Origin of the sequence: Phenylobacterium sp. LH3H17 (genome assembly GCF_024298925.1) — a bacterium.
In the GTDB taxonomy this organism is placed as follows: domain Bacteria; phylum Pseudomonadota; class Alphaproteobacteria; order Caulobacterales; family Caulobacteraceae; genus Phenylobacterium.
In genome coordinates this window covers 333,472-359,860 of record NZ_CP101283.1, presented here as the reverse complement: position 1 = coordinate 359,860, position 26,389 = coordinate 333,472, and the positions used below count along the sequence as shown (strand labels likewise).

Sequence of the window (26,389 nt, the reverse complement as noted above, 5' to 3'; positions counted from 1 at the left end):
CAGGCGCTGACCTTGAGCGGGGACGCGTGGATTGGGGTGCGGGGAAACGCCATCGCCGGGCCTAGTAGACCCGCGCCTTGGGCGGGATGTAGGCGATGTCGTTGGTCATGGTGAAGCTGTGCACCGGCCGGTAATCGATGGCGACCTTGCCCGTGGCGTCGTCGAACCAGGTCAGGGTGTGCTTCATCCACTCGCCGTCGTTGCGGTCGGGGAAGTCTTCGTGCGCGTGGGCGCCGCGGCTTTCGGTGCGGTTGTGGGCGCCAGCCACCGTGGTGATCGCCTGGCCGACCAGGTTGTCGAACTCCAGGGTCTCCACCAGGTCGGTGTTCCAGATCAGGCCGCGGTCGGTGACCTTGAGGTCGGGCCGCTTGGCGTGGATGGCCTCCAGACGCTTGACCCCCGAAGCCAGGCTGTCGGTGGTGCGGAACACCGCGGCGTCATCCTGCATGGCCTTCTGCATCTCCAGGCGCAGGGCGGCGGTGGGGGTGTTTCCCGAGGCGTTGCGGAACCTGTCGAAGCGGGCCAGGTGGCCGTCGGTCATGGCCGGCTTCAGCTCGACCTGGGTCGCGCCGGCCTTGATGGTGTCGGCGCAGCGCAGGGCCGCCGAGCGGCCGAACACCACCAGGTCGATCAGCGAGTTGGACCCCAGGCGGTTGGCGCCGTGCACCGAGACGCAGGCCGCCTCGCCCACCGCCATCAGGCCCGGAACCACCTTGTCCGGATCGTCTCCCAGCCGGGTGACCACCTCGGAATAGAAGTTCGTGGGGATGCCGCCCATGTTGTAGTGCACGGTCGGCAGGACCGGGATGGGCTCCCTGGTCACGTCGACCCCGGCGAAGATCTTGGCGCTCTCGGAGATGCCCGGCAGGCGCTCGGCCAGGATCTTCGGGTCCAGGTGGTCGAGGTGCAGGAAGATGTGGTCCTTCTTCGGACCCACCCCGCGCCCCTCGCGGATCTCGATGGTCATGGCGCGGCTGACCATGTCGCGCGGCGCCAGGTCCTTCACCGACGGCGCATAGCGCTCCATGAAGCGCTCGCCCTGGGAATTGGTCAGGTAGCCGCCCTCGCCCCGGGCGCCCTCGGTGATCAGGCAGCCGGCGCCGTAGATGCCGGTGGGGTGGAACTGCACGAACTCCATGTCCTGCAGGGGCAGGCCGGCGCGCAGGGCCATGCCGCCGCCGTCGCCGGTGCAGGTGTGCGCGCTGGTGGCCGAGAAATAGGCGCGGCCATAGCCGCCGGTCGCCAGGATCACCTGCTGGGCCTGGAACCGGTGCAGGGTGCCGTCGTCCAGCTTCCAGGCGGTAACGCCACGGCACACGCCCTCGTCCATGATCAGGTCCAGGGCGAAGTACTCGATGAAGAACTCCGTGTCCTTGGACAGGGCCTGGCCATACATGGTGTGGAGCATGGCGTGCCCGGTGCGGTCGGCCGCCGCGCAGGTGCGCTGGATCGGGGCCTCGCCATAGTTGCGGGTCATTCCGCCGAAGGCGCGCTGGTAGATCTTGCCTTCCGGGGTGCGCGAGAACGGCACGCCCCAGTGCTCCAGCTCATAGACCGCGGCCGGGGCGTTACGGCACAGGTATTCGATGGCGTCCTGGTCGCCCAGCCAGTCCGACCCCTTGACGGTGTCGTACATGTGCCAGCGCCAGTCGTCCTCGCCCATATTGCCCAGGCTGGCGGAGATGCCGCCCTGCGCCGCCACGGTATGGCTGCGGGTCGGGAAGACCTTGGTGATGCAGGCCGTCTTCAGGCCGGCCGCGGCGCAGCCCAGCGCCGCGCGCAGGCCGGAGCCGCCGGCCCCCACCACGACGACGTCGAACTTGTGGTCGATGAACTGATAGCTCGCCATGGGATCAGAGAGCGCCTCCCAGCGCGACCTTCAGGATGGAGAACACCGCCAGCGCACCCGCGAGCGCGCAGACGAAGAGGTTGAGCAGCAGCAGGCCGGTCCGGCTGAGGGTCTTTTCGACATAGTCCTCGATGACCACCCGCATGCCGCCGTGCATGTGCAGGTAGCTGACCACCACCAGCAGGACCATCAGGGTCGGATTCAGCGGCGAGGCGGTCAGCCAGGCGACGGCGCCGGCATAGTCCATCCTGGCGAGTTGCAGGACGGCGAAGACGCCCCAGAGCACCAGCGGCACGAGGGCCACGGCCGTGACGCGCTCGGAAATCCACGCCCCGACCCCGTGCTTGGCGGCGCCCAGCCCGCGGGCCCGGCCGAGCGGCGTGCGATAGCTGCTCATCAAAGCGCTCCGGTCATGAAGGCGATGGCCCAGATGGCCAGGGTCGCGGCGATGGCGAAGGCGATGCAGACCACCGCCCCCATGCTGGCGGTCTGCGGCCGGTAGCCGAAGCCCGCATCCCAGATCAGGTGCTGCACGCCCTTGGCCAGGTGGAAGAAGGTCGAGAGGGTCAGGCCGAACATGGCCAGCAGCCCCAGCGGCGAGCCGATCACCGCCTGGAACGTCGCATAGGCCTCAGGCCCCGAGGCCAGGCAGACCGCCCAGGCCGCGAGGATCAGGCCGCCGCCATAGATGGCGCAGCCGGTCACGCGGTGGGCGATGGAGGTCGCCATGGTCACGTGCCATCGCCAGATGGACGTGAACGGCGAGAGCGGGCGTGCGCGGGGAGCGTCTGTCATGGGGCCGTTTTCCGAACAGGAAGAAGCGGCTCCGCTTTTAAGCCGCCTCCCCGGGCTGTCAACGAAGGCCCGGGAACAACGGCGAACGCCGCGCGCCTTCCTTCGCCAAATCCGAAGTCTGAGCTATTCTGGCGATGGCGCAATGCGTCTTTGCTGTAGGTTCCCTTCGCGGGAGACGAAGGTTGCGGTTCGATCTGGTCGATCTGAAGCTGTTCTGCGAGGTGGTGGACGCGGGTTCCATCACCGGAGGCGCGGAACGCAGCGCCCTGGCCCTGGCGGCCGCCTCGACGCGCATCCGCAACATGGAGCAGGCGCTGGGTGCGCCTCTGCTGTCGCGCTCGCGCCAAGGGGTCGCCCCGACCCCGGCGGGCCTAACCCTACTGAAGCACGCCCGCACCATCCTGGCCCAGAGCGCTCTCCTGCGCGAGGACCTGGGGTCTTATGCCGGAGGCTTCTCCGGCGAGGTGCGGCTGCTGGCCAACACCAATGCGCTGACGGAGTTCCTGCCCGAGGCGCTCAGCCGCTTCCTGGCCGATCACCCGCAGGTCAGCGTCAATCTGGAGGAACGGCTCTCCGATGAGATCGTCGGGCTGATCGCCGAGGGTGTCGGCGACGTCGGCATCGTGGCGGGCACGGTGGACGTGGGCCGACTGGAGACCTTCCCGTTCCGCACCGACCGCTTCGTGGTGGTCACCGGCGCCGGCCATCCGCTGGCGAGCCGGGCCTCGGTCACCTTCGCCGACGTCCTGGACTGCGACATCGTCGGCCTGGACCGGGCGAGTTCGCTGCAGCGCTTCCTCGCCGGCAAGGCGGCCCGGGAGGGCAGGCCCCTGCGTCTGCGGGTGCAGCTTCGCAGCTTCGACGCGGTCTGCCGGCTGGTGGAGTGCGGGGTGGGCGTCGGCATCGTGCCCCAGACCACGGCGGCACGGGCGGCCAAGACCATGGCCCTGGGCGTCGTCGACCTTTCCGACGACTGGGCCCTGCGCGAACTGACCATCTGCGTGCGCGGGATGGACGAACTTCGACCTTTTGCGCGGGAGCTGGTGGCCAGCCTGCGCGCCTAGTCGCGCTCGCTCAGCCAGTCCGCCGAGCGCATTTCCTGCAGGCGCGAGGCCGTGCGCTCGAACTCGAAGGCGCCGTCGCCTTCGGGATACAGCGCCATGGGCTCGGCCTCGGCCAGGACGATCAGCCGGACGCGGGCCTCGTAGAGGGCGTCGATCAGGATCACGAACCGGCGCGCCTCCTCCCGCCGGTTGGCGGTCAGCCGCGGCAGGTCCTCCAGGAACACGGTGTGGAAGTGTTCGGCGACGGCCACGTAGTCGTTGGGGCCCAGCGCCACCGAGCAGAGGCTGGCGAACGAGGCGCGGACCATCCCGCCCGAGGCGTGCGGCAGGTGCACCTTGCGGCCCAGGATCTCCAGGGTCTCGCCGATCTCCCCCTCGCCGCCCAGCATGTCGCGCCACAGTTCCATGAAGCTGCGCTGGTTGTCAGGATCGTTGGGCGAGAACCAGGTCCCGGCGGCCCGCAGCCGATCCAGGCGGTAGTCGTGCGAACCCGCTACCGAAACCACCTCCATCCGCGCCTTGATCAGGGCGATGAACGGCAGGAACAGCTGACGGTTGATGCCGTCCTTATAGAGGGCGTCGGGACCTCGGTTCGAGGTCGCCACCAGGGTCACGCCGCGGGCCAGCAGGGCCTCGAACAGCCGCCCCAGGATCATGGCGTCGGCGATGTCGGTGACCTGGAACTCGTCGAAGCACAGCAGCCGAGCCTCGGCGGCCACGACATCGGCGACCGGAGCGATGGGATCATCGCCCTTGGCCTGACCGAACCTCGCCTTGCGCGCCGCGGGGTCGCCCTTGCGCCAGGCGTCGATCAGCCGGTGAACCTCGCCCATGAAGACGTGGAAGTGGGTGCGGCGCTTCTTCTCCACCGGGGCCGTTTCGAAGAACAGGTCCATCAGCATGGACTTGCCGCGCCCGACCGGGCCCCAGAGATATACCCCCCGTTGGCTCTCCGGCTTCTTGAACAGGGCGCCCCAGCCGCTGGGCTGGGCCTCTTCCAGATCGGCCTCGAGGCGCGCAAGGGCCGCCAGGGCCGGACCCTGGGCCGGGTCGGGACGGATGTCGCCCCGCGCCAGGCGGGCGTCATAGGCGGCGGTGAGGGCGGACGGCATCGTCCCGGCCTAACCCGCCCGCGCGGCGGCCTCAAGGGGAACGGGCCATGCCGCTCACGGGTTGATGATGCTGCACCCAGCAACAGGAGCCGACCATGCCCCAGGAACCCCGGAGCTATTCGCCGACGCCGCATGAGGCCAGCCGGGCCCGCGAGTTGGACGGCAATGTCGGTCAGGACGGTCCGCGCGACCCCGATCAGGTCGACGGGGAAGCCCGCGCCTTCGAACCGGGACCGGCCAATCAGGACCTGTTCGAACTGGAGGAGGAGCTGCTGGCCGAACGGCCGAGCAAGGCCCCGGCCGACCGCGAACACGGCCCCAAGACCAAGGGCCGCAGCAAGCAGATCGTCTCGGGAAAGCCTTACGGCTGAGCCGCGCCCAACTCCTTGCGCACGAAGCGGTAGGTCTCGCGCTTCTCGCAGGCGCAGGCCCGCATCTCGCCCTCCGGGGTCCACCAGACCAGTAGCGGATAGGCGAAGTTGATCCCGTTGGCCTTCATCAGCGGGGTCATATCGTCGACGAACTTGCGGCCGGCCTCCACCACCGCCGTGCGGGCCAGGTCGCCGTCGGCCGGCGGGATCCCCGGCGCCTTCCAGGCTTCGGCGGGGACGGATTCCCATCGCTCCATCAGCGGCCATGACCGATTGAGCCACAGCTCGGCCACCGTGGCGCGCTCGGCCGGGGTGGATTTCGAGACCCCGTTATAGTCGCGCCGAGCGACCTCAATGACACGCGTGTCCACCTTGGCCGCGTGCAGGCCCGGAAACTCCTCCTGCTTGAACCGGACACAATCCGGGCAGGTCCGGAACGAGACCATGTAGAGCTTGGGCCCGGTCATTCCGGGCGAGACCCAGCCGGCGGTCTCCAGCAGCTTGGCGATCTCTGCTTGATGCTTGGTGATGGTCTTCGGCCGCCAGCGCAGGTCGTAGTTCCACCAGGCGAATAGGCCGCCGCCGACCACGGCGACGATCAGGATCAGAATCGCCCACAGACGAAAGCGCTTCATGCATGGCTCCGACACATCTTGGGCGTGACGTTAGGTCGTCCGGTCCGTCTCCACCAGCGCGGCGACGCGGTCGGCTGCGGCCGACAGGGTCGTCGGCTCGAGCGTGTCGAGCTCGATCAGGGCCAATCTCGGCCTCGTGTCCTTGCGCGCCGAGCGTTCATAGGCGGGATCGTAGTGCAACTCGATCAGGGCCTGGGCCAGGTCGGCGAAGGCGCCGGCCTCGATCATGCCACGCCAGCCGGCCAGGCGCTTGGCGCTGGGATGCGCCGGCAGCCGGGTCAGGGCGTCCTCCAGCCGCGCGCGATCCCGGGTGATATCGCCATAGGCGCTGAGGGTGTAGCGGGCCCGCTCCGCCACCGGGGCGGCGATCTCGATGCGCGGTGCGCCGGCCATGGCCTTCCAGAGCATGGGCGGGGTCATCCGGTCGCCGATCTTGCTGGACTCCGCCTCGGCGACGATGGGTCGGGTGGGATCGAGCTTGTCCAGGGCCGCCAGCAGCCGGCTCTCGAACATCTTCTGGCTGGGCTGCGGCCGCCCGGCTATGGCCCCGAACAGCGACCCTCGATGGCCGGCCAGGCCTTCCAGGTCCAGAACCTGCAGGCCCCGCGCCGCCAGCATTCCCAGCATCTCAGTCTTGCCCGAACCGGTATGGCCATCCAGCAGGACCAGCTTCAGCGGCGCCTCGGCCTCGTAGAGCCGCGCCTGGACGCTGCGCCGATAGGTCCGGTAGCCGCCGGACAACAGGGTGGTGCGCCAGCCCACCTGGGACAGGATCGTGGCCATGGCGGTCGAGCGCTGTCCGCCCCGCCAGCAATAGACCAGGGGGGCGAAGGCTCCCGTCCGGTCGGCCAGCGCGGTCTCCAGGTGCCGGGCGATGTTGCGCGCCACATAGGCCGCCCCGATCCGGCGGGCCAGGAACCGCGACTGTTGGACATAGATGGTCCCGACCTCGGCCCGCTCGGCGTCGGTGAGCACCGGCAGGTTGATGGCGCCCGGAACGTGATCCTCCGCGAACTCGCCAGGACTACGGACATCGATGATCGCGTCGAACCGCGCCAGGCTGGCGGCGTCGACCTCGGTGGTGACCCCGATGGCCGCCGCGCCCTGGCCTCCCGACGCCACGGGCGTCCCGTCCTGCCCCATCGCCTCTTTCCGCGCGCTGCTGTAACCCGTCCATCTCGCCTCTTGGCCAAGGGACCGCAAGCGCCATGACCATTCGTCTCACCTCGCTCGCCCATGGAGGCGGCTGCGGCTGCAAGCTGGCGCCGGGCGTTCTGAAGGACATCCTGTCGGGCATGCCGGCCACGGCGATCTTCCCCCAGCTGCTGGTGGGGACCGAGACCTCGGACGACGCGGCGGTCTGGCGACTGAACGACAGCCAGGCCCTGGTGGCGACCACCGATTTCTTCATGCCGGTGGTGGACGACCCCTTCGACTTTGGGCGCATCGCCGCGACCAATGCGCTGTCGGACATCTACGCCATGGGGGCGACGCCGATCTTCGCCCTCGCCATCGTCGGGATGCCGGTGGATAAGCTGCCGCCCGCCACGATCCGCGCCATCCTGGAGGGGGGCGCCTCGGTCTGCGCGGCGGCGGGGGTTCCCGTGGCCGGCGGCCACTCCATCGACAGCGTGGAGCCGATCTATGGCCTGGTGGCGCTCGGCCTGGTCCATCCCGACAAGCTGTTGAAGAACAACGGGGCCCGGGCCGGCGACAGCCTGATCCTCACCAAGGGCCTGGGCGTCGGCATCCTCAGCGCGGCCTTCAAACAGGAGAGGCTGGACGCCGACGGCTACGCGGGGTTGATCGCCTCGACCACCCAGCTCAACACCGTCGGAGCGGAGCTCGCGGGCATGGTTCATGGGCTCACCGATGTCACCGGCTTCGGGCTGCTTGGCCATGCCCTGGAGATGTGCCGGGGGGCCGGCCTCGCCGCCGAGCTCTTCGCCGAGGCGCCCATCCTGCTGCCCGGGGTCGAAGCCCTGGCGCGGGACGGCGTGCGCACCGGCGCCTCGGGCCGCAATTGGTCGAGCTACGGCGAGGACGTGCGCCTGCCGGGCGACCTGCCCGACTGGCGGCGCGACATCCTGTGCGATCCCCAGACCAGCGGCGGCCTGCTGATCGCCGTCTCGCCGGACAAGGCCGCCAGGGTGCTGGAGCTGGTCCGCGCCCGCGGCTTCGAGCGCGCCGCCGTGGTCGGCCGGCTGACGGACGGGCCGCCGCAGGTGCGGGTGCTCGGCTGAGGCGCTTGCGGTAGGCGAGGGGCGGAGGGCACACTCGCCGTCATGACGGTCGCGACCACCTCCGACGTCGTGCGGGCCGCCCAGGACCGCCACGACCACATCGTCGACATCCTGATCGCCGAGCGGGCGCCCAAGCTCTCGGGAAGCGCGGCCTGGCCGCTGGCGCGCCCGCTGCTCTACGCCCTGCTGGACTACGCCAAGGCCCGGCGCATGGCGCAGGCCATCGCCCCCCTGCCCGGCCGCGCGGCGCTGGACCATGTGTCCCGGCTGCTGGACGTGCGGGTGACCACCCGGGGCCTGGCCCATGTGCCCCCCACGGGCCGGGTCATACTGATCTGCAACCACCCCACCGGCATCGCCGATGGGATCGCGGTGTTCGACGCGCTCAAGGCCGTTCGCCCGGACATCTGCTTCTATGCCAATTCCGACGCCCATCGGGTGTCCCCCGGCTTCGACGAGGTGCTGATCCCGGTCGAGTGGGTGGAGGCCAAGCGCACCCGCGAACGCACCCGGCTCACCCTGCAAATGACCCGCGAGGCCATGGAGGCCGAGCGCGCCCTGGTGATCTTCCCGGCCGGCCGCCTGGCGCGGCGCGGTCCCGACGGCCGGCTGTCGGACCCGGAGTGGCAGACCAGCGCCCTCTCCCTGGCCCGCAAGTACGAGGCGCCGGTCGTGCCGATGCACCTGACCGGTCCAACTTCGAACCTCTTTCATCTCTTCAACCGCTTCAGCGGCGAGCTGCGTGACATCACCCTCTTCCACGAGCTGCTGAACAAGCGCGGCCGCGCCTTCGGCCTGACCGTCGGGCGGGCCGTGGCGCCGCACAGCCTCGACCCCGACGCCACCGCCGCGACCCTGGCGCTGAAGGCCTATATCGAGCGCGCGCTGCCTGCCGAGGCCGTCACATGATCGCCCTGCCGGCCGAGGGCGACTTCCGCCTCGACGACGAGGCGGCCACCGCGCGGCTGGGCGCGGCCATCGCCCGCGAGCTCCGACCCGGCGAAGCCGTCTGCCTGAGCGGACCGCTGGGGGCCGGCAAGTCGACCCTGGCCCGCGCCCTCGTCCGGACCCTGACCACGGCGACGGAGGAGGTGCCCAGCCCGACCTTCACCCTGGTGCAGTTCTATGAGGGCCACGGACTCAAGGTCGCCCATTTCGACCTCTATCGCCTGACCAGCTCGGACGAAGCCTATGAGATCGGCCTGGACGAGGCGCTTGACGACGGCGCCGCGGTGATCGAATGGCCGGAGCGGCTGGCGGGCCACCTGCCCGCCGACCGACTCGATATAGAGATCGTCATCGACATCGCGCCGGACGGCGGGGAAGCGCGCCGCGCACGGCTGATTCCCGCCGGCGCCTGGGAAGGACGTGGGCTTGAGTTCGCAACGTGAGGGCCAGAAGGCCGAGTTCCTGAGGCAGGCGGGCCTGGCCGACGTCCAGCGCGTGGCCCTGGCCGGCGACGCCTCGACGCGCACCTATGAGCGCCTGTATCTGGCGGACGGGACCAGCCTGATCCTGATGGACCAGCCGCCCAACGCCGAGACCGCGCCCTGCCCACCCGGCGCCACCCCGGAACAGCGCCGCGCCGCCGGCTACAACGCCATGGCCCGCCTGGCCGCGGGCCGGGTCGACGCCTTCGTGGCCACCGCCGCCTGGCTGCGCGGCCAGGGCCTCTCGGCGCCGGAGATCATCGCTCACGACGCGCCCCATGGCCTGGCGGTGCTTGAGGACCTCGGCGACGGCCTGTTCGCTAAGCTGATCGAGGCCGGCCAGGACGAGGCGCCGCTGTATGACGACGCCATCGCCACCCTGGTCAGCCTGCACTCCGCCGCCCCACCCAGCGTGTTGGAGGCGCCGGGCGGCGTCGCCTGGCCGCTGCTGGACTATGACGATGTGGCGCTGAAGACCGCCGGCGACCTGTTGCCGGAATGGCTGCCGAAGCTCAGGCCCGAACTCGCTTTCGACGACGCCGTGATCGCCGAGTGGGAGGCCATCTGGGCCCCGATCCGCGCCCACGGGGCGGCCGGCGCCAGCGTTTTCTGCCACCGCGACTACCATGCCGAGAACCTGATCTGGCTGCCGGAGCGGCTGGGTCCGGCCCGGGTCGGCCTGCTGGACTTCCAGGACGCCGTGCGCGCCCATCCGGCCTGGGACATGTCCATGCTGCTGCACGACGCCCGTCGCGACGTCTCGCCCGAGCGGGAGGCCGCCGCGCTGGCCCGCTATTTCGAGCTTCGGACCCAGGTCGACCGCGACGCCTTCCTGGCTGACTATCATGCGCTGGGCGCGCTCAATATCGTGCGCATCCTGGGGATCTTCGCCCGGCTGGTCACCCGCGACCGCAAGCCCCGCTACGCCGCCTTCATGCCCAGGCTCTGGACCTATCTGGACCGCTGCCTGGCCGATCCATCCCTGGCGGCGCTGAAGGGTTGGATGGACGCCAACGTCCCGGCCGAGGCGCGCCGGTGACCGCCTCAATCAAGACCGCCATGGTGCTGGCCGCGGGCCTGGGCACCCGGATGAAGCCGCTCACCGACCACCGGCCGAAGGCCCTGGTCGAGGTGGCCGGCAGGGCGCTGATCGACCACGTGCTGGACCGCCTGGCGCAGGCCGGGGTCGAGACCGCCGTGGTCAACGTCCATCACTTCGCCGAACAGATGGAGGCCCACCTTGCGGGGCGCACGCGGCCCCACGTGGTGATCTCCGACGAGCGCGCCGCCCTGCTGGACTCCGGCGGGGGAATCAAAGCGGCGCGGGCGATCCTGGGCGACGAGCCGGTGTTCGTGGCCAATATCGACAGCCTGTGGATCGACGGGACCACGCCGCCGCTGGAGCTGATGAAGGCCGCCTGGGACCCGGCGCGCATGGACATCCTGATGCTGCTGGTCCCCAAGGGCCAGGGGATCGGCTTCGAGGGGCCCCGCGGCTTCTTCCTGGACCCCGACGGACGGGTCACCCATTCCGCCGACGACGCCAACCCCGCGCCCTTCGCCAATATCGGCTTCCAGATCATGAAGCCCGGCCTGCTGGACGAGGAGCCCGACGGCGCCTTTTCCATCCTGCCGGTGTGGTGGCGGCTGCAGAAGACCGGGCGCATCTTCGGCGTCGCCATGGACGCCTTCTGGATGCACGTGGGCGACCCCGCCGCGCGCGACGAAGCCGAGGCGAGACTGACGTGAGCGCCTCCGGGCTCTTCACCGGCCCGGCCCCGCGCTGGTTCACGATCCCGGCCTACCGCCCCTTTGTCCACGACCTGGCCCAGGGCCTGTTCGACACCCTGAGCCACCTCGGGCCCGAGGCCCTGTCCCAGGCGGTGGTCCTGACCCCGACCCGGCGCGGCGCCCGGGCGCTGGCCGACGCCTTCATCGCGGCCGGCGGCGGGCGCGCAGTGCTGCCGCCGCAGATCCGGCCCCTAGGCGACCTGGACGAGGGGGAGCCCCCCTTCGAACCCGGCGACCTGGCCCTGGACCTGCCCGCCGCCATCGGAGCCCTGCAGCGGCGCTTCGAGCTGACCCGGCTGGTCAAGCAGCACGAGGCCAAGCTCAATCGCGACCTGGACGCCGCGGCCGCCCTGGAGCTGGCCGACGCCCTGGGCGGCTTCCTCGACAGCCTGCAGATCGAGGAGGTCGAAGGCGACGGCCTGGCCGACCTGGTGTTGGGGGAGCTGGCCGAGCACTGGAAGGTCAGCCGCGATTTCCTGCAGACCGCGCTCACCGAGTGGCCGAAGCGGCTTGAAACCATGGGGCTGGTGGACGTCACGCGCCGCCGGGTGGCCCTCCTGCGCAAGCTGGCCGAGACCTGGACCTTCCATCCGCCCCAGGGGGTGCTGATCGCCGCGGGCTCCACCGGCACCGCCCCAGCCACCGCCGACCTGCTGCGGGTCATCGCCGAGCTGCCCCAGGGCGCGGTGGTGCTGCCAGGCCTGGATCGCAACCTGGCCAAGGAGGCCTGGGTCGAGGTCGGCGAGCAGCATCCGCAGGGGGCCATGAAGCGCCTGCTGGACCGCGCCGGGGTCACGCGCGAGGACGTGGCCGACTGGCCGGCTTCGGCCAGCTTCCAATCTCGGGGCCGCTGGCGGCTGCGGGTGGTCAACGAGGCCCTGCGCCCCCCGGAGCGCACCGCCGACTGGCTGAGCGTGATCGAGACCCTGCGCAGCGAGGCCGCCGAGGAGAGAATCGATCCGGTCGTCGAGGGGCTGAAGGGCTTTTCCGTGGTCACCGCCCGCGCCGAGGACGAGGCCGCCACGGTCGCCGCCCTGCTGCTGCGCGAGGTCCTGGAGACGCCGGGCAAGACCGCCGCCCTGGTGGCGCCGGACCAGACCCTGGCGCGGCGGGTCGCCGCCAAGCTGGCCCGCTGGGGCGTGGCCGCCGACTCCTCGGCCGGCTGGGCGTTGTCGGGCTGTTCCTGCGGCGTACTGGCCGGCCTCGTGGCCAAGGCCCTGGTCGATCCCCTCGACCCCATCGTGCTGCTGGCCATCCTCAAGCATCCCCTGGTGCGCCTGGGCCTTGACGGCGAGAGCCTGGAACGCCAGCGCACGGCCCTGGAGCTCGCCGCCCTGCGCGGCCCGCGCAAGACCACCTGGGACGCCCTGGAAGCCCAGCTCGGACGCCGTCGGGAGGACCCGAAATTCCAGGACGTCGACCAAGCCCTGGTCCTGGCGCGTCGCCTGCGCGAGCTGTTCCGCGACCCAGCCGACGAGGCGCGCCCGCCATCGGAGATCGCGCGCCGCCTGGCCCACGCCATGGAGTCCCTGGCCCAGGGCGAGACCGGCGATGATCTGTGGGCCGGCCACGGCGGCGAGGCCCTGGCGCGCCTGCTCTCGGGGCTGATGAACGAGTCCGAGGGCCTGCCCCACACCAGCCCGCGCGGCTTCGCCGACCTGCTGACCCGGCTGATGGCCGGGGAGAGCGTGCGCACCGGCGGCGCCACCCATCCGCGCCTGCGCATCCTGGGGGCCATCGAGGCCCGCTTGACCCGCGCCGACCGGCTGATTGTGGCGGGGCTGGAGGAGGGGGTCTGGCCCCAGGGCGCGCCGCTCGACCCCTTCCTGTCACGGCCCATGCGCAAGCAGCTGGGCCTGCCGCCGCCGGAGCGCAGGGTGGGCCTGGCCGCGCACGACTTCGCCCAGGCCGCGTGCGCCCCAGAGGTGATCCTGCTGCATTCCGAGCGCCGCGAGGGCGCGCCGGCGGTGAAGTCGCGCTGGCTGTGGCGGCTGGAGACCCTGGCGCGCGGCGCCGGGATCGACCTGCCCGGACGCCCCGAGGTCCTGGCCTGGGCCCGGGCGCTGGACGCCGCCGACGAGTACAGGCCCGCCAGCCGCCCAGCGCCCGATCCGCCCCTGGCCGACCGCCCGCGGCGGATGGCGGTGACCCGCATCGAGGCCCTGACCCGCGACCCCTATTCGGTGTGGGCGCGCGACATCCTGAAGCTCTACCTGTTGGACCGCCCCGACGAGGCGGTGGAGGCCCGCGCCCGCGGCACGGCGATCCATGCGGCCTTCGAGCGCTTCGCGACCGACCATCCCACCCAGCTTCCGGACGACGCCGCCGACATTTTCGAAGCCCTCTACCTGGCCGAACTGGAGGCCGCAGGCATGCCGCATGAGGCGCTGGCGCGGGAAGCCGCCCTGGCCCGCGAGGCGGCCGCCTGGGTGGCCGAGCTGGAGCAGCGCCGCCGCGCCGACGGCCGCGCCATCTATGTGGAGAAGAGCGGCGAACTGACCTTGCCCCTGCCGGGCGGGCCGTTCACCGTCACCGCCAAGGCCGACCGAATCGAGATCGACCCCCAGGGCTTCGGCCACATCCTCGACTACAAGACCGGCAAGGCGCCCTCGAAGAAGGTGGTGGAGACCGGCTTCTCGCCGCAGCTCACCCTGACCGCGGCGATCCTGCAGGCGGGCGGCTTCAAAGGCCTGGGCCATCCCGAACCCGGAGAGCTGACCTATCTGGAGATCACCGGCCGCAAGCCCGCCGGCCGCGAGGAGGTTCGCGCCCTGCCCGGCGACGAGAGCGCGCTCGCCGCCGCCAACGCCTATGAGGGCCTGGCCCGGTTGATCGGCCAGTTCGACGAGGGTCGCCGCTACGTCTCGCGCATCGCCCCGCAGTTCGTGAAACTGCACATGAGCGACTACGACCACTTGGCGCGGGTGTTCGAGTGGTCGACCAGCGGCGAGGAGGAAGGCGAGTGAGCCTGACGCTCGTCCCGAAACCCGATCCGCAGCGCCTGGCCGCCGATCCGGGCCTCTCGGCCTTCGTCACCGCCAACGCCGGTTCGGGCAAGACCAAGACCCTGATCGACCGGGTCGCGCGCCTGCTGCTGGCCGGCGCCGAGCCCGAGACCATCCTCTGCGTCACCTACACCAAGGCTGCCGCCGCCGAGATGCAGCGCAGGCTGTACGAGCTGCTGGGCGGCTGGTCCGTCTGCGACGACGCCGCCCTGCGCAAGGCTCTGGCCGAGCTGGAGGGTCGCGAACCCCAGGACTACGACCACCGCGGCCTCTCCTCGGCCCGGGCCCTGTTCGCCCGCGCCCTAGAGACTCCGGGCGGCCTGAAAATCCAGACCATCCACGCCTTCTGCGAAAAGCTGCTGCGGCGGTTCCCGCTGGAGGCGGGCGTCTCGCCGGGCTTCCGGGTGATGGACGACGCGGCCTCGGCCACCATCGCCGCGGCGGCTCGCAAGGCCGTCGCCCGTCACGCCCTGCGCGGCGAGGGCCTGGTCGCCGAGGCCTATGCCCGCTTCTCGGTGGCCCTGGACTTCGGGGCCTTCCAGGCGATGTTCGCGGCCTTCGAGAGCGGCCGGGGCCGGCTGGCGGCCTATTTGGATCGCGAGGGCGGGCTCGAGGGCGCGGTGGCCGACGTCTGGCGGGTCTGTGGCTTCGATGCGGAGATCGATCCCGAGACTCTGGAAGCCGAGGCCATGGATGGCCTGGACCAGCGCGCCTGGATCGCCTGCGCCGAGGTCCTCGCCAATGGCGGCAAGACCGACCAGAAGTGCGCCGACCAGCTCCGCATGATTGCCCGAAACCCTGCGGCGACGATCGCCGACTGCCTGGGCGCGCTCTTCACCGAAAAGGGCCAGGGAACGCCCGCGGCCTGGGTGGCCAAGACCAGCGGCCTGAAGTCGCGCGAGGATCTGCGCAGCTTTCTGCTGCTGGAACAGGACCGCCTGGCCGAACTGCGCGAACGCCTGCGCGCCGCCCAGGTCGCCTTGGACACCAAGGCCGCCCTGATCCTGGCCCACGCCTATCTGGAGGCCTACCGGCTGGAGAAGACCTTCTCCGGGGCGCTGGACTTCTCCGACCTCATCGAGAAGACCCGCGACCTCGTCGCCTCGCGGCCGATGGCGGCCTGGGTGCTCTACAAGCTGGACGGCGGCATCGATCACATCCTTGTGGACGAGGCCCAGGACACCGCCCCCGAGCAGTGGGAGATCGTCCGGGCCCTGACCGAGGAATTCTTCTCCGGCGACGGCGTGACGGCCGATCGCCGCCGCAACATGTTCGTGGTCGGCGACGAGAAGCAGTCGATCTACTCCTTCCAGGGCGCGCGGCCCGAGCTGCTGATCCAGGAGTTCGAGTTCCACCGCAATCGCGCCACGGGCGCAGGTTACCGGTTCGAGCGGGTGGACCTGCTGACCTCCTGGCGCTCGACGCCGGAGGTGCTCGGCTTCGTCGACGCGGCCTTCGCGCCAGCCGAGCTCTCCCAGGCGATCCTGCCGCGGCTTGAGGCCGAGCTGATCCGCCACGAGGCGGTGCGCCGCGACCATGCCGGCTGCGTCGACCTCTGGCCCCTGGAGCGCGAGATTCCCAGCGACGACCGCCTGGCGTGGGACGCGCCGCTGGACGAGGAAGCCGAGGGCAGCGCCAACAAGCGGCTGGCTGGCAAGATCGCCGCCGAGATTTCCGCCCTGCTGGCTCGCGGCGACCGCGTCTGGGACAAGGACGCCAAGGTCTGGCGGCCGGCTAAGGCCGGCGACGTGCTGATCCTGGTGCGGCGGCGCAAGGCGCTGTTCGAGGAGATCCTGCGGGCGCTGAAGCGCCGCGGGGTCCCGGTGGCCGGGGCCGACCGGCTGGCGCTCTCCGAGCACATCGTCTTTGACGACCTGCTGGCCGTGGCTCGCTTCGTGCAGTTCCCTGCCGATGAACTGACCCTGGCCGCCCTGCTGAAGAGCCCGTTCTGCGGCCTCGACGACGACAGCCTCTACGCCCTGGCCAAGGGCCGCGCGGTGGGGCTGTGGGCCACCTTGGCGGCGCGGGCGGCGGAACATCCGGCCTGGGCCGAGGCCCACGCCCTGCTTGACGATCTCCGCACACAGGGCCCCCGGCGGCGGCCCTTCGAATTCTACGCCGGCCTGCTGGGGTCACGCGGCGCCGACGGCCGCTCCATGCGCCAGCGCCTGCTGCGACGCCTGGGGAGTGAGGCCGAGGACGCGCTGGACGAGTTCCTGGCCCAGGTCCTGGCCGCCGAGAGCCGCGGGGTCGACGACCTGGAGAGCCTGGCCGCGGCCTTCGCCAGCCTCGACATCGTGGTCAAGCGCGAGATGGAGGCCGGCCGCGACGAGGTCCGGGTGATGACCGCCCACGGCGCCAAAGGCCTGGAGGCTCCCATCGTGTTCCTGCCCGAGACCACGCTGGCGCGCGGCGCGCGGGGCTCGCCCCTGATGCCCACCGAGCAGGGCGGATTCCTGTGGAGCGCCGCCAAGGGGTCCGACTGCGAAGCCTCCGCCAAGGCCCGCGAATGGCGGGCCGGCAAGGAGGAGGACGAGGCCTACCGCCTGCTCTATGTGGCCCTCACCCGCGCCCGCGACCGGCTGGTGCTGTGCGGCCGGGTGGCGGCCAACGCCAAGGAGGAGAACCTCAAGGGCTGGTGGGGGGCGCTCACCGCGGCCTTCGAACACGCCGAGGTCTCGCCGCGCAAGCGCCATGTCCGGTCGGGCGGCATGGATATCCTGCGCTTCGGCGACGATCCCACGCCCATGGGCGCGGCGACCGCCGATGTCGCGCCCGCCCACCCCATCCCCGCCTGGACCGCCGAACCGGCCAGGGCCGAGGCCTATGCCCGCTACGCCTCGCCCTCGCAGCTCGGAGAGGACGTGGCGGCCCCCGCCGCCTCGCCCCTGGCGGCCCAGGGCGGGCTGGGCCGTTTCCGGCGCGGCGACCTGATCCACCGCCTGCTGCAGATCCTGCCCGACTTGGCGCTAGCCGGGCGTCCCGACGCCGCCCGCCGCATTCTGGCCCGCGAGCGCGACCTTACCGGGGAGCAGCGGGCCGAGATGACCGCCGCAGCCCTGGCCGTCCTGACCGACGGCGCCTTCGCCGAGGTGTTCGGGCCTGGAAGTCGGGCCGAGGTCTCGGTAGCCGGCTCCGCCAAGGCCCTGCCCGACGGTCTGACGATTTCCGGACGCGTCGACCGGCTGGTGGTGCTGCCCGACCGGGTGCTGGCGGTCGATTTCAAGACCAACCGCCCCTCCCCGGACCGTATCGAGGACGCCGACCCCGCCTATCTCACCCAGATGGCTGTCTATGCCGCTGTGCTGGCGGAAGTCTTCCCCGGCAAGGACATCGAGGCCGCCCTGGTCTGGACCGATGGTCCGAAACTGATGGTGGTTCCAGAAAACGTGTTGGCCTTGTCCCTTGCTCAGCTGGGCCGCTCCGGTTGATACCGGGTGTGACGCCGCCTACATGGCTGGATCGAGAGTCGCGGCTGGGCGTTCCCAAAGCCGCGCAATGAGGAGCTTTTCATGAGCACCGTGACGGTCACCGACGAGTCCTTCGACAAGGACGTCCTGCAAGCTTCCGGCCCCGTGCTGGTGGATTTCTGGGCGGAGTGGTGCGGTCCCTGCAAGCAGATCGCGCCGGCCCTGGAGCAGATCGCCACCGAACTCGGCGGACAGGTGACCGTGGCCAAGCTGAACATCGAGGATTCGCCCACCACGCCCTCGCGCTACGGCGTGCGCGGCATCCCCACCATGATGCTGTTCAAGGACGGCCAGATGGCCTCCATGAAGGTCGGCGCCATGCCCAAGCAGAAGATCCTGGACTGGCTGAGCGAGGCGGGGGTCTAGGGACCTCCAGATGCTCCCCCTCTGGGGGAGCTGTCAGCGAAGCTGACTGAGGGGGACTTTGACTCGCTTTCGAGCGCTTCAACCCCCTCCGTCACGTCGCCGAAGAGGGCGACGCGCCACCTCCCCCATGAGGGGAGGATCTGGAAGAGACCTAGCTCGGCCACGTCTCCGGGCTCATCGCCAGGACCTCGCCGGCGAAGTGCAGCCCGCCGCAGATCAGGACATGCGGCGCTGGGCCGGAGCCTTCCAGCGCCCGCCGCAGCCCCGCCTCCACATCCAGGACCACCTCGGCCTCCAGCCCGGCGGCTCTGGCCGCGGCGGCGAGTTCGCCCGCGTCCGCTGCATTGGGCGAGTCGAACGTCGTGGTGAAGACCTTGGGATTGAGCCCCGCGAAGGGCTGGAAGAAGCCCAGGGCGTCCTTGCGGGCGAACATCGCGGCCACCAGCACCAGGGGACGCGGATCGCGGGCGACCAGCCGGCCGGCCGCCTCGGCCAGCGCCCGGCCCGCATGGGGATTGTGGCCGCCGTCCAACCAGAGATCGGCCCCGCGCTCATCGGCCAACTTGGCCATCGGTCCATCGGTCAGGCGCTGGAACCGCGCCGGCCAGACCGCCGAGGCGACCCCCTTGGCCAGCGCCGCCTCGTCGATGCGTGGATCGCCCAGGGCAAGCGCCGCGGCCACGGCCAGGCCGGCGTTGGCGAACTGGTAGCCGCCGAACAGGCTGGGCGGCGGCAGGTCGTATAGCCGGTCCTCCATCTGCACCAGTAGCCGGCCGCGCTCCTCCCAGGCGTCGAAGTCGCGGCCCATCAGGGTGACCGGGGCGCCGAGCGCCTCGGCCTCCGCGAGGATCACCGCCTCGCCCTCCTCGATCTGGCGCGCGACGACAGCTGGGCGGCCCGCCTTGATGATCCCAGCCTTCTCCCAGGCGATCTTGGTCAGCTCCGGCCCCAGCATCTCCAGGTGGTCATAGTCCACCGGGGTGATCACGCTGACCGCCGGTGCGTCGAAGATGTTAGTGGCGTCGAACCGGCCGCCAAGGCCCACCTCGACGATGCAGAGGTCGGCCGGGGTCTCGGCGAAGGCCTGTAGGGCCAGGACCGTGGTGATCTCGAAGAAGCTGATCGGTTCTCCGGCGTTGGCGGCCTCGACCCGGTCGATCAGGTCCGAAAGCTGTGCGTCGGTGATCAGGGTCCCGGCCAGGCGGATGCGCTCGGCGAAGCGGACCAGGTGCGGCGAGGTGATGGCGTGGACCCTCAGACCCGCGGCCTCGCCGATGGCCCGCAGATAGGCCACGGTCGAACCCTTGCCATTGGTGCCGGCCACGTGGATCACCGGCGGCAGGCGCTTCTCGGGGTTTCCCAGGGCGGCGAGCAGGCGCTCCACCCGCCCTGTGGTCAGGTCGATCAGCGACGGATGATGTGCGCGCAGCCGCAGGATCACCTCGTCCGAGGCGCGGATCGGATCATACATTTCTAAATCCTCCCCCGCTGGGGGAGGGGGACCACGAAGTGGTGGAGGGGGCCGCAGCCGCCGCAGCGTTGAGAGTCAAAGTCCCCCTCAGTCAGCTTCGCTGACAGCTCCCCCAAAGGGGGAGCATCTATGGAAATCAGGCCGCTTTCGAACGCGCGCGTCCCATCATCAGGGTCTTGAGCAGGGAGCCCAGGACCTGGGGCAGTTCGGCGCGGGTGACCACTCGGTCGACCATGCCGCGCTCCACCAGGAACTCGGCGCGCTGGAAGCCCACCGGCAGGGTCTCGCGGATCGTCTGCTCGATCACCCGGCGGCCGGCGAAGGCGATCATGGCGTTGGGCTCGGCCAGGTGGATGTCGCCCAGCATGGCGTACGACGCCGTGACCCCGCCCGTGGTCGGGTCGGTGAGCACCACGATATAGGGCAGGCCCGCGGCCTTGACCTCGTTCAGCGCCAGGGTCGTGCGCGCCATCTGCATCAGGGCCAGCGTGCCCTCCTGCATCCGCGCCCCGCCGGCGGCGGTGAAGATCACATAGGGGACCTCGCGGCGCACGGCTTCCTGGGCGGCCTTGATGAAGGCCTCGCCCACCCCGATGCCCAGCGAACCGCCCATGAAGGCGAAGTCCTGCACCGAGACTACCGCGCCCTGACCCTTGATGGTCCCGTAGGCGCTGGTCATGGCGTCCTGCGACCCGATGGTCTTCCGGGCGGCCTTCAGCCGTTCCATGTAGGGGCGCACGTCGGGGAACTTCAGCGGGTCGTCGACCACGCCCGTAGGCGCCGCCAGCTTCTCATAGACCCCGTCGTCAAAGGTGTAGCGCAGGCGCTGATCGGCGCCGATCCGCATGTGACTGCCGGAGGGGGTCACCCAAAGGGCGGCCTCCAGGTCCGAGCGATAGATCATTTCCCCGGTGTCGGGGCACTTCACCCAGAGATTCTCGGGGGTCTCGCGCTTGGCCACCAGATTGCGCACGCCGGGCGCGATCTTGGCCAGCCATCCGCGTCGCTCGCGGGGCCCCTGGGGACCGCCCTTGCCGGGCTTGTCGTTTCGCTGTTCAGCCATCGCCATGGGGTTCTACACCGTGAGGCTTTCGACTCGCGCGGAGCGCACAGCCTTAGCCAAGGATTCGACTTTGGAAAGCACCCGCCCGGTCACAGATTCGTTCATTGCCAAGGCGAAAGCGACCTCGTCAACCAGCGCGGAACCCACCACCACGGCGTCGGCGACCTTGGCGATCGCTCCGGCGCGCTCCGGCGTCTTGATGCCGAAGCCCACCGCCACCGGCAGGCCGGAGGCGGCGCGGACCCGGGCCACATGGGGCGCCACGGTGTCGGCGTCGGCTTCCTTCACCCCCGTCACCCCGGCGACGGACACGTAATAGACGAAGCCCGAGGTGCGGCGCACGACGATGGGCAGTCGCGCATCGTCGGTAGTCGGCGTGGCCAGCCGGATCAGGGACAGGTTCTCCGCGTCGAGCGCGTCGGCCAGGGGATCGGCTTCTTCCGGCGGGATGTCGACGACGATCAGGCCGTCGACCCCGGCGGCGGCCATGTCGCGGGCGAAGGCCGGAAAGCCCCAGCCGATCAGCGGATTGGCGTAGCCCATCAGGATCACGGGCGTCGTGTCGTCGCCCTTGCGGAACTGCGCCACCGCGGCCAGCACGCCCTTCAAGGTCATGCCGTTCGCCAGCGCCCGCTGGGCGGCGCGCTGGATCGGCGGCCCCTCGGCCATGGGATCGGAGAACGGGAAGCCCACCTCGATCAGGTCCGCGCCGGCGCCCGGCAGGGCCTTCAGGATCGCCGCGGCGGTGGCGGCGTCGGGATCGCCGGCCATGACATAGGGGACGAAGGCCGCCCGGTTCTCCGCCTTGAGCTGGGCGAAGCGGGCCTCGATACGGGCTTTGGTCAAATCTGGCGTCCCAGATGGGCGGCGACGGTCTCGACGTCCTTGTCGCCGCGGCCGGAAAGGTTGAGCACCACGATGCCGTCCTTGCCCACCTCGGCGCAGATCTCGGGCAGGCGGGCCAGGGCATGCGCCGACTCGATAGCTGGGAGGATGCCTTCAAGCTCGGCGAGCAGCTGGAACGCCGCCAGGGCCTCGGCGTCGGTGCAGGTCAGGTACTTGGCCCGGCCCACGTCGTGCAGCCAGGAATGCTCCGGCCCGATGCCGGGATAGTCGAGCCCGGCCGAGATGGAGTGGGCCTCGGTGATCTGGCCTTCCCTGTCCTGCAGCAGATAGGTCTTGTTGCCGTGCAGGACGCCCGGGCGTCCGCCGTTGATCGCCGCGGCGTGGCGCTCGGTGTCCAGGCCCTGGCCGGAGGCCTCGACCCCGAAGAGTTTCACCGACTCGTCGTTGAGGAACGGGTGGAACAGGCCGATGGCGTTGGAGCCGCCGCCGACGCAGGCGACCAGGGCGTCGGGAAGGCGGCCCTCCATCTCCAGGATCTGCTGCCGGGCCTCGATTCCGATCACCGCCTGGAAGTCGCGGACCATGAGCGGATAGGGGTGCGGCCCGGCCGCCGAGCCGATCAGGTAATAGGTGTCGTGGACATTGGTGACCCAGTCGCGCAGGGCCTCGTTCATGGCGTCCTTGAGGGTCGCCGATCCGGAAGTCACCGGCTCGACCTTGGCGCCCAGCAGGTTCATGCGGAAGACGTTGGGCTTCTGCCGCTCCACGTCCACCGCGCCCATATAGACCACGCAGGGCAGGCCGAACCGGGCGCAGACGGTGGCCGTGGCCACCCCGTGCTGGCCGGCGCCGGTCTCGGCGATGATCCGGGTCTTACCCATCTTCATGGCCAGCAGAATCTGGCCCATGCAGTTGTTGATCTTGTGCGCGCCGGTGTGGTTCAGCTCCTCGCGCTTCAGATAGATCTTCGCCCCGCCATAGTGCTGCGTCAGGCGCTCGGCGAAATAGAGCGGGCTGGGGCGGCCCACATAGTGCTTGAGGAAGCTCTTCAGTTCGCCCTGGAAGGCCGGGTCGACCTTGGCCGCCGAGTAGGCCGCGTCCAGGTCGTGAACCAGCGGCATCAGGGTCTCGGGCACATAGCGCCCGCCATAGTCCCCGAACCGGCCGGCGGCGTCCGGGTAGGCGGTGTAGTCGTTGGGGGTCAAAGGCGCGTTCAAGAGAACCTCAGGCGCGACGGACGGCGTCAAGGAAGGCCACGATCAAGGCCGGGTCCTTTAGTCCGGGACCGCGCTCCACGCCAGAGGAAACGTCCACCAGCGGCGCGCCGGACAGCCGCACGGCCTCGCCCACGTTCCAGGGATCCAGGCCCCCGGCGAGGAACCAGGGCCGCTCGAACCTGCGCCCGGCGAGCAGGGTCCAGTCGAACCGCGCCCCCGCGCCGCCCGGCAGCGGATGGTCGCTGGGCGGCTTCGCGTCGAACATCAGGTGGTCGACGACACTCTCGTAGGGCCGGGCCGTGTCGATGTCGTGGGCGCTCGAGACCGAGATCACCTTGATCACGCCGGCGCCCGAGCGCAGCGCCACCTGGCGGGCGCGAGCGGGGGTCTCCTTGCCGTGCAGCTGGATGAAGTCGGGCTTGAGCGTCGCGGCCAGCTGCTCGACCAGGGCGTCGTCGGGATCGACGGTCACCGCGACGATCTTGGCGTTCTTTGCCCGCGCCGGCGGCGTCAGGCGCGCGGCCATCTCGGGTTCGATGTTCCGCGGGCTCTTGGCGAAAAACATGAAGCCCAGATGCGACGCGCCGCCGTCCAGGGCGGCCGTCACGGTCTGGGGGGTAGTCAGGCCACAGATCTTCGCGGTCACGCTCATGGCGCCCGAATAGGGGCTTCGGCGGCCCCGCCGCAAGGGCCTGCCGGAAACGAGGTCTCCTAGCGCGACTTCAGCAGGTCGCGGATCTCGGTCAGCAGGGCCTCGCTGGGGGTGGGCGCCGCGTCCGCCTCGGGCGCGGCCGCCTGCTCCCGCCGCATGGCGTTCACCGCCTTGACCAGCAGGAAGATGACCCAGGCCACGATCACGAACTGGACGAGCGTGTTGAGGAACGCGCCATACTGGATCGACACCAGCTCGCTGGCGACGGTGGCGGGATCGTCCGGCTTGAGTACCCACTGCAGCTTGGCGAAGTCGAACCCACCCAGGGCCAGGCCGATGGGGGGCATGATCACCTGGTCCACTAGGCTGGCGACGATCTTGCCGAAGCTGGCGCCTATGATGACGCCCACCGCCAGGTCGACGACATTGCCCCGCGCGATGAACTCGCGGAACTCCGAGAACGTGCTCATGGTCGGACCCTCCTGAACCCTGAAGTCGGAGGATCGGCCTATCGGACGCCGCAGGTCAACCTTGCGTGGCCTACTCGTCGGCGTTGAGCCGCTCTCGCAGCTCCTTGCCGCTCTTGAAGAAGGGGACGTGCTTGGCGCGCACCTCGACGGCCTCGCCGGTGCGCGGATTGCGGCCGGCGCGGGCTTCGCGCGAGCGGACCGACAGGGCGCCGAAGCCGCGCAGTTCGACCCGGCCGTCCGTTTCCAGCGCCTTGATCATGCGTTCGAGGATCACCCCGACCACGCGCTCGATATCGCGCTGCGTCAGGTGCGGATTCTCTTCGGCGAGCCTGGCGATCAGTTCCGACTTGATCATGCCTATTTCCGAATCCCCGAGCCGCGTGGGAGCCACGGCCTTTCGAAAGTTCAACAAGAGCATCGCCTTAGCGGTCGAACTCAAAAACCACGGTAATGCTCGGGAGCGAGCGGGACCATGGTCGAGTCCCGTTGGATGTTCAAGGCGCAATCCGGGTTTAGCCGATGATCGCCACTCCTCCACGACCGGTTTTCGGAAAAACCCCACCGGACGTACGCTGCTGGGCAAATTCTACTCAGAATTGCAGTACGGGGCGCCCGACCCCGAAAAAAGAGAAGGCGGCGGACCGGTTTCCCGATCCGCCGCCCAGCTTCGATCCCCGGAGGGACGCGTGGCCTACTCTTTGGTGGTGCCGGCCTTCTCGCGAAGGGCCGCGCCCAGGATGTCGCCCAGCGAGGCGCCGGAGTCCGAGGACCCGAACTTCTCGATGGCTTCCTTCTCCTCGACCATCTCCAGAGCCTTGATCGACAGAGCCACGCGGCGCGCGGCCTTGTCGATGCTGGAGATCTGCGCGTCGACGCGGTCGCCCACGGCGAAGCGCTCGGGGCGCTGGTCGGCACGGTCGCGGCTGAGGTCCGACTTACGAATGAAGGCCGTCATCGGGGCTTCTTCGTCGCCGAACTTCACCTCGATGCCACCGGTCGTGATCTCGGTGACGGTGACGGTGACGGTCTGCTTGGTGCGGTAGGTGTCGCCCTGCATCGGGTCGCCGGCCAGCTGCTTGATGCCCAGCGAGATGCGTTCCTTCTCGACGTCGACGTCAAGGACGCGCGCCTTGACCACATCGCCCTTGTTGTACTTGGCGATGGCCTCTTCACCCGACACGGTCCAGTCGAGATCGCTCAGGTGCACCATGCCGTCGATGTCGTTCTCGAGGCCGATGAACAGACCGAATTCGGTGGCGTTCTTGACCTCGCCCTCGACCGTCGATCCGACCGGATGGGCGGCGACGAAGGCGTCCCACGGGTTGTCCATAGCCTGCTTGAGGCCCAGGGACACGCGGCGCTTGGACGGATCGACGTCCAGAACGACCACGTCGACTTCCTGGCTGGTGGAGACGATCTTGCCGGGGTGGACGTTCTTCTTGGTCCAGGACATTTCCGAGACGTGGACCAGGCCCTCGACCCCGGCTTCCAGCTCCACGAAGGCGCCGTAGTCGGTGATGTTGGTGATCCGGCCGGTGAACTTCGCGCCCACCGGATACTTGGCTTCCACGCCGTCCCACGGGTCGGACTGCAGCTGCTTCATGCCGAGGCTGATGCGCTGGGTGTCCGGGTTGATCTTGACGATCTGGACCTTCACCGTGTCGCCGACCGCGAGCACCTGGCTCGGGTGGTTGACGCGCTTCCAGCTCATGTCGGTGACGTGCAGCAGGCCGTCGATGCCGCCCAGGTCCACGAACGCGCCGTAGTCGGTGATGTTCTTGACCACGCCTTCGCGGATTTCGCCCTCTTGCAGCTGGGAGACCAGCTCGGTGCGCTGTTCGGCGCGGGCTTCTTCCAGGATCGCGCGGCGGGAAACGACGATGTTTCCACGAGGCCTGTCCATCTTGAGGATGGCGAAGGGCTGTTCCTTGCCCATCAGCGGGCCGACGTCGCGCACGGGGCGGATGTCGACTTGGCTGCCCGGCAGGAAGGCCGAGGCGCCGCCCAGGTCGACGGTGAAGCCGCCCTTCACGCGGCCGACGATGGCGCCCATCACCGGCTCGTTCTTCTCGTAGACGCCTTCGAGGCGCGTCCAGGCCTCCTCGCGGCGGGCCTTGTCGCGGCTGATGACCGCTTCGCCCATGGCGTTCTCGACGCGCTCGAGGAAGACCTCGACGGTCGCGCCGATGCTGATCGGCGACTTGCCGTCCTCGTCGACGCCGAATTCCTTCACCGACACCCGGCCTTCGGTCTTCAGACCGACGTCGATGATCGCGAAGTCCTTCTCGATCCCCACGACGATCCCCTTGACCACCGTGCCTTCCATGAAGTCACGGCCGCCCATCGACTCGTCGAGCAGGGCGGAAAAGTCGTCGCGGGTGGGGTTGAGGCTCATATCGTCAGCCATTTTGGTCTTTCGTTCTTCAAATGACATTGGGTCCGCGACGCCGAAGCGTTCGGAACGGAGTCCCCGTGTCGGGTTAAGGGTTGCGACCGATAGCGTGATGACTCACGCCGGTGATTTGCCCGCGGCCGTGCG

General features: G+C 70.0%; 24 protein-coding genes. 10 read left to right on the top strand and 14 right to left on the bottom strand.

Annotation, left to right across the window (positions count from 1 at the left end; genetic code table 11):
• Positions 1 to 61: 61 nt before the first annotated feature.
• The 3 genes from sdhA to sdhC are packed head-to-tail and all read right to left on the bottom strand — an operon-like array spanning position 62 to position 2,644.
• Positions 62 to 1,849 (bottom strand): succinate dehydrogenase flavoprotein subunit, encoded by a 1,788-nt coding sequence (gene sdhA / locus M9M90_RS01775; protein WP_254835448.1) that lies wholly within the window; start codon positions 1,847 to 1,849, stop codon positions 62 to 64.
• Between the two features lie 4 nt (positions 1,850 to 1,853).
• The gene (gene sdhD, locus M9M90_RS01770) at positions 1,854 to 2,246 is read right to left on the bottom strand and encodes a succinate dehydrogenase, hydrophobic membrane anchor protein (protein WP_254835447.1); all 393 of its coding nucleotides are present in this window, start codon (positions 2,244 to 2,246) and stop codon (positions 1,854 to 1,856) included.
• Positions 2,246 to 2,644 (bottom strand): succinate dehydrogenase, cytochrome b556 subunit, encoded by a 399-nt coding sequence (gene sdhC, locus M9M90_RS01765; RefSeq protein WP_254835446.1) that lies wholly within the window; start codon positions 2,642 to 2,644, stop codon positions 2,246 to 2,248. The genes sdhD and sdhC overlap by 1 nt, the downstream gene beginning before the upstream one ends.
• Positions 2,645 to 2,826: 182 nt before the next feature.
• Here sdhC and M9M90_RS01760 point away from each other — a divergent pair, with 182 nt between their 5' ends.
• Positions 2,827 to 3,708, top strand: coding sequence for a LysR substrate-binding domain-containing protein (locus M9M90_RS01760; RefSeq protein WP_254835445.1), 882 nt, complete (start codon positions 2,827 to 2,829; stop codon positions 3,706 to 3,708).
• Here M9M90_RS01760 and zapE read toward each other — a convergent pair.
• Positions 3,705 to 4,820 (bottom strand): cell division protein ZapE, encoded by a 1,116-nt coding sequence (gene zapE, locus M9M90_RS01755; protein ID WP_254835444.1) that lies wholly within the window; start codon positions 4,818 to 4,820, stop codon positions 3,705 to 3,707. The two genes, M9M90_RS01760 and zapE, sit on opposite strands and share 4 nt — an antisense overlap.
• Before the next feature lie 95 nt (positions 4,821 to 4,915).
• Here zapE and M9M90_RS01750 point away from each other — a divergent pair, with 95 nt between their 5' ends.
• A complete protein-coding gene (locus M9M90_RS01750; protein ID WP_254835443.1) occupies positions 4,916 to 5,191 on the top strand; it encodes a hypothetical protein in 276 nt (91 codons plus the stop codon).
• Here M9M90_RS01750 and M9M90_RS01745 read toward each other — a convergent pair.
• Both M9M90_RS01745 and mnmH read right to left on the bottom strand, forming a co-directional pair.
• Entirely contained in the window at positions 5,182 to 5,826 is a 645-nt protein-coding gene (locus tag M9M90_RS01745; RefSeq protein WP_254835442.1) for a hypothetical protein, read from the bottom strand. The two genes, M9M90_RS01750 and M9M90_RS01745, sit on opposite strands and share 10 nt — an antisense overlap.
• A 30-nt stretch (positions 5,827 to 5,856) precedes the next feature.
• A complete protein-coding gene (gene mnmH / locus M9M90_RS01740; RefSeq protein ID WP_254835441.1) occupies positions 5,857 to 6,969 on the bottom strand; it encodes a tRNA 2-selenouridine(34) synthase MnmH in 1,113 nt (370 codons plus the stop codon).
• Positions 6,970 to 7,034: 65 nt separating this feature from the next.
• On the opposite strand from mnmH, the gene selD reads away from it, so the two are divergent.
• From selD to trxA, 8 genes are all read left to right on the top strand, one after another.
• Complete coding sequence (selD, locus tag M9M90_RS01735; protein WP_254835440.1) at positions 7,035 to 8,069, top strand: selenide, water dikinase SelD; 1,035 nt, start codon at positions 7,035 to 7,037, stop codon at positions 8,067 to 8,069.
• A 42-nt stretch (positions 8,070 to 8,111) separates the two neighbouring features.
• Positions 8,112 to 8,978 carry a GNAT family N-acetyltransferase gene (locus M9M90_RS01730; RefSeq protein ID WP_254835439.1) on the top strand — a complete coding sequence of 289 codons (867 nt, stop codon included), beginning with the start codon at positions 8,112 to 8,114 and terminating at the stop codon, positions 8,976 to 8,978.
• The gene (tsaE, locus tag M9M90_RS01725; protein WP_254835438.1) at positions 8,975 to 9,460 is read left to right on the top strand and encodes a tRNA (adenosine(37)-N6)-threonylcarbamoyltransferase complex ATPase subunit type 1 TsaE; all 486 of its coding nucleotides are present in this window, start codon (positions 8,975 to 8,977) and stop codon (positions 9,458 to 9,460) included. The genes M9M90_RS01730 and tsaE overlap by 4 nt, the downstream gene beginning before the upstream one ends.
• Positions 9,438 to 10,538, top strand: a complete 1,101-nt coding sequence (gene amgK, locus M9M90_RS01720; RefSeq protein ID WP_254835437.1) for an N-acetylmuramate/N-acetylglucosamine kinase AmgK — start codon at positions 9,438 to 9,440, stop codon at positions 10,536 to 10,538. Before tsaE ends, amgK begins: the two co-directional genes overlap by 23 nt.
• Positions 10,539 to 10,558: 20 nt before the next feature.
• Entirely contained in the window at positions 10,559 to 11,248 is a 690-nt protein-coding gene (locus M9M90_RS01715; RefSeq protein ID WP_371876945.1) for a nucleotidyltransferase family protein, read from the top strand.
• Complete coding sequence (gene addB / locus M9M90_RS01710) at positions 11,245 to 14,256, top strand: double-strand break repair protein AddB (RefSeq protein WP_254835435.1); 3,012 nt, start codon at positions 11,245 to 11,247, stop codon at positions 14,254 to 14,256. Before M9M90_RS01715 ends, addB begins: the two co-directional genes overlap by 4 nt.
• Complete coding sequence (addA, locus tag M9M90_RS01705) at positions 14,253 to 17,726, top strand: double-strand break repair helicase AddA (RefSeq protein WP_254835434.1); 3,474 nt, start codon at positions 14,253 to 14,255, stop codon at positions 17,724 to 17,726. The genes addB and addA overlap by 4 nt, the downstream gene beginning before the upstream one ends.
• An 81-nt stretch (positions 17,727 to 17,807) precedes the next feature.
• Complete coding sequence (gene trxA, locus M9M90_RS01700) at positions 17,808 to 18,131, top strand: thioredoxin (protein ID WP_254835433.1); 324 nt, start codon at positions 17,808 to 17,810, stop codon at positions 18,129 to 18,131.
• Positions 18,132 to 18,282: 151 nt separating this feature from the next.
• On the opposite strand, the gene M9M90_RS01695 is transcribed toward trxA, so the two are convergent.
• The 8 genes from M9M90_RS01695 to rpsA all read right to left on the bottom strand — a co-directional run bounded on the left by M9M90_RS01695 (position 18,283) and on the right by rpsA (position 26,284).
• Entirely contained in the window at positions 18,283 to 19,602 is a 1,320-nt protein-coding gene (locus tag M9M90_RS01695; protein ID WP_254835432.1) for a folylpolyglutamate synthase/dihydrofolate synthase family protein, read from the bottom strand.
• A 136-nt stretch (positions 19,603 to 19,738) separates the two neighbouring features.
• Positions 19,739 to 20,671 (bottom strand): acetyl-CoA carboxylase carboxyltransferase subunit beta, encoded by a 933-nt coding sequence (locus M9M90_RS01690; RefSeq protein WP_254835431.1) that lies wholly within the window; start codon positions 20,669 to 20,671, stop codon positions 19,739 to 19,741.
• Between the two features lie 6 nt (positions 20,672 to 20,677).
• A complete protein-coding gene (gene trpA, locus M9M90_RS01685) occupies positions 20,678 to 21,511 on the bottom strand; it encodes a tryptophan synthase subunit alpha (RefSeq protein ID WP_254835430.1) in 834 nt (277 codons plus the stop codon).
• Positions 21,508 to 22,728, bottom strand: coding sequence for a tryptophan synthase subunit beta (gene trpB, locus M9M90_RS01680; protein ID WP_254835429.1), 1,221 nt, complete (start codon positions 22,726 to 22,728; stop codon positions 21,508 to 21,510). The genes trpA and trpB overlap by 4 nt, the downstream gene beginning before the upstream one ends.
• 7 nt (positions 22,729 to 22,735) lie before the next feature.
• On the bottom strand, positions 22,736 to 23,380 hold the full coding sequence (locus tag M9M90_RS01675) for a phosphoribosylanthranilate isomerase (RefSeq protein WP_254835428.1): 645 nt from the start codon (positions 23,378 to 23,380) through the stop codon (positions 22,736 to 22,738).
• A gap of 59 nt (positions 23,381 to 23,439) precedes the next feature.
• Positions 23,440 to 23,850: a large-conductance mechanosensitive channel protein MscL gene (gene mscL, locus M9M90_RS01670; protein ID WP_254835427.1), complete on the bottom strand. Its 411-nt coding sequence runs from the start codon at positions 23,848 to 23,850 to the stop codon at positions 23,440 to 23,442.
• Positions 23,851 to 23,920: 70 nt separating this feature from the next.
• Positions 23,921 to 24,205, bottom strand: coding sequence for an integration host factor subunit beta (locus M9M90_RS01665; RefSeq protein WP_254835426.1), 285 nt, complete (start codon positions 24,203 to 24,205; stop codon positions 23,921 to 23,923).
• A 336-nt stretch (positions 24,206 to 24,541) separates the two neighbouring features.
• Positions 24,542 to 26,284 carry a 30S ribosomal protein S1 gene (gene rpsA / locus M9M90_RS01660; RefSeq protein ID WP_256549224.1) on the bottom strand — a complete coding sequence of 581 codons (1,743 nt, stop codon included), beginning with the start codon at positions 26,282 to 26,284 and terminating at the stop codon, positions 24,542 to 24,544.
• Between the last annotated feature and the right edge of the window lie 105 nt (positions 26,285 to 26,389).

What these genes read in the sequence shown, in the direction of transcription:
- sdhA (WP_254835448.1), bottom strand. Translation starts at nt 1,849, where the DNA reads ATGGCGAGCTATCAGTTCATCGACCACAAGTTCGACGTCGTCGTGGTG.
- sdhD (WP_254835447.1), bottom strand. Translation starts at nt 2,246, where the DNA reads ATGAGCAGCTATCGCACGCCGCTCGGCCGGGCCCGCGGGCTGGGCGCC.
- sdhC (WP_254835446.1), bottom strand. Translation starts at nt 2,644, where the DNA reads ATGACAGACGCTCCCCGCGCACGCCCGCTCTCGCCGTTCACGTCCATC.
- zapE (WP_254835444.1), bottom strand. Translation starts at nt 4,820, where the DNA reads ATGCCGTCCGCCCTCACCGCCGCCTATGACGCCCGCCTGGCGCGGGGC.
- M9M90_RS01750 (WP_254835443.1), top strand. Translation starts at nt 4,916, where the DNA reads ATGCCCCAGGAACCCCGGAGCTATTCGCCGACGCCGCATGAGGCCAGC.
- M9M90_RS01745 (WP_254835442.1), bottom strand. Translation starts at nt 5,826, where the DNA reads ATGAAGCGCTTTCGTCTGTGGGCGATTCTGATCCTGATCGTCGCCGTG.
- mnmH (WP_254835441.1), bottom strand. Translation starts at nt 6,969, where the DNA reads ATGGGGCAGGACGGGACGCCCGTGGCGTCGGGAGGCCAGGGCGCGGCG.
- selD (WP_254835440.1), top strand. Translation starts at nt 7,035, where the DNA reads ATGACCATTCGTCTCACCTCGCTCGCCCATGGAGGCGGCTGCGGCTGC.
- M9M90_RS01730 (WP_254835439.1), top strand. Translation starts at nt 8,112, where the DNA reads ATGACGGTCGCGACCACCTCCGACGTCGTGCGGGCCGCCCAGGACCGC.
- tsaE (WP_254835438.1), top strand. Translation starts at nt 8,975, where the DNA reads ATGATCGCCCTGCCGGCCGAGGGCGACTTCCGCCTCGACGACGAGGCG.
- M9M90_RS01715 (WP_371876945.1), top strand. Translation starts at nt 10,559, where the DNA reads ATGGTGCTGGCCGCGGGCCTGGGCACCCGGATGAAGCCGCTCACCGAC.
- trxA (WP_254835433.1), top strand. Translation starts at nt 17,808, where the DNA reads ATGAGCACCGTGACGGTCACCGACGAGTCCTTCGACAAGGACGTCCTG.
- M9M90_RS01695 (WP_254835432.1), bottom strand. Translation starts at nt 19,602, where the DNA reads ATGTATGATCCGATCCGCGCCTCGGACGAGGTGATCCTGCGGCTGCGC.
- M9M90_RS01690 (WP_254835431.1), bottom strand. Translation starts at nt 20,671, where the DNA reads ATGGCGATGGCTGAACAGCGAAACGACAAGCCCGGCAAGGGCGGTCCC.
- M9M90_RS01675 (WP_254835428.1), bottom strand. Translation starts at nt 23,380, where the DNA reads ATGAGCGTGACCGCGAAGATCTGTGGCCTGACTACCCCCCAGACCGTG.
- mscL (WP_254835427.1), bottom strand. Translation starts at nt 23,850, where the DNA reads ATGAGCACGTTCTCGGAGTTCCGCGAGTTCATCGCGCGGGGCAATGTC.
- M9M90_RS01665 (WP_254835426.1), bottom strand. Translation starts at nt 24,205, where the DNA reads ATGATCAAGTCGGAACTGATCGCCAGGCTCGCCGAAGAGAATCCGCAC.
- rpsA (WP_256549224.1), bottom strand. Translation starts at nt 26,284, where the DNA reads ATGTCATTTGAAGAACGAAAGACCAAAATGGCTGACGATATGAGCCTC.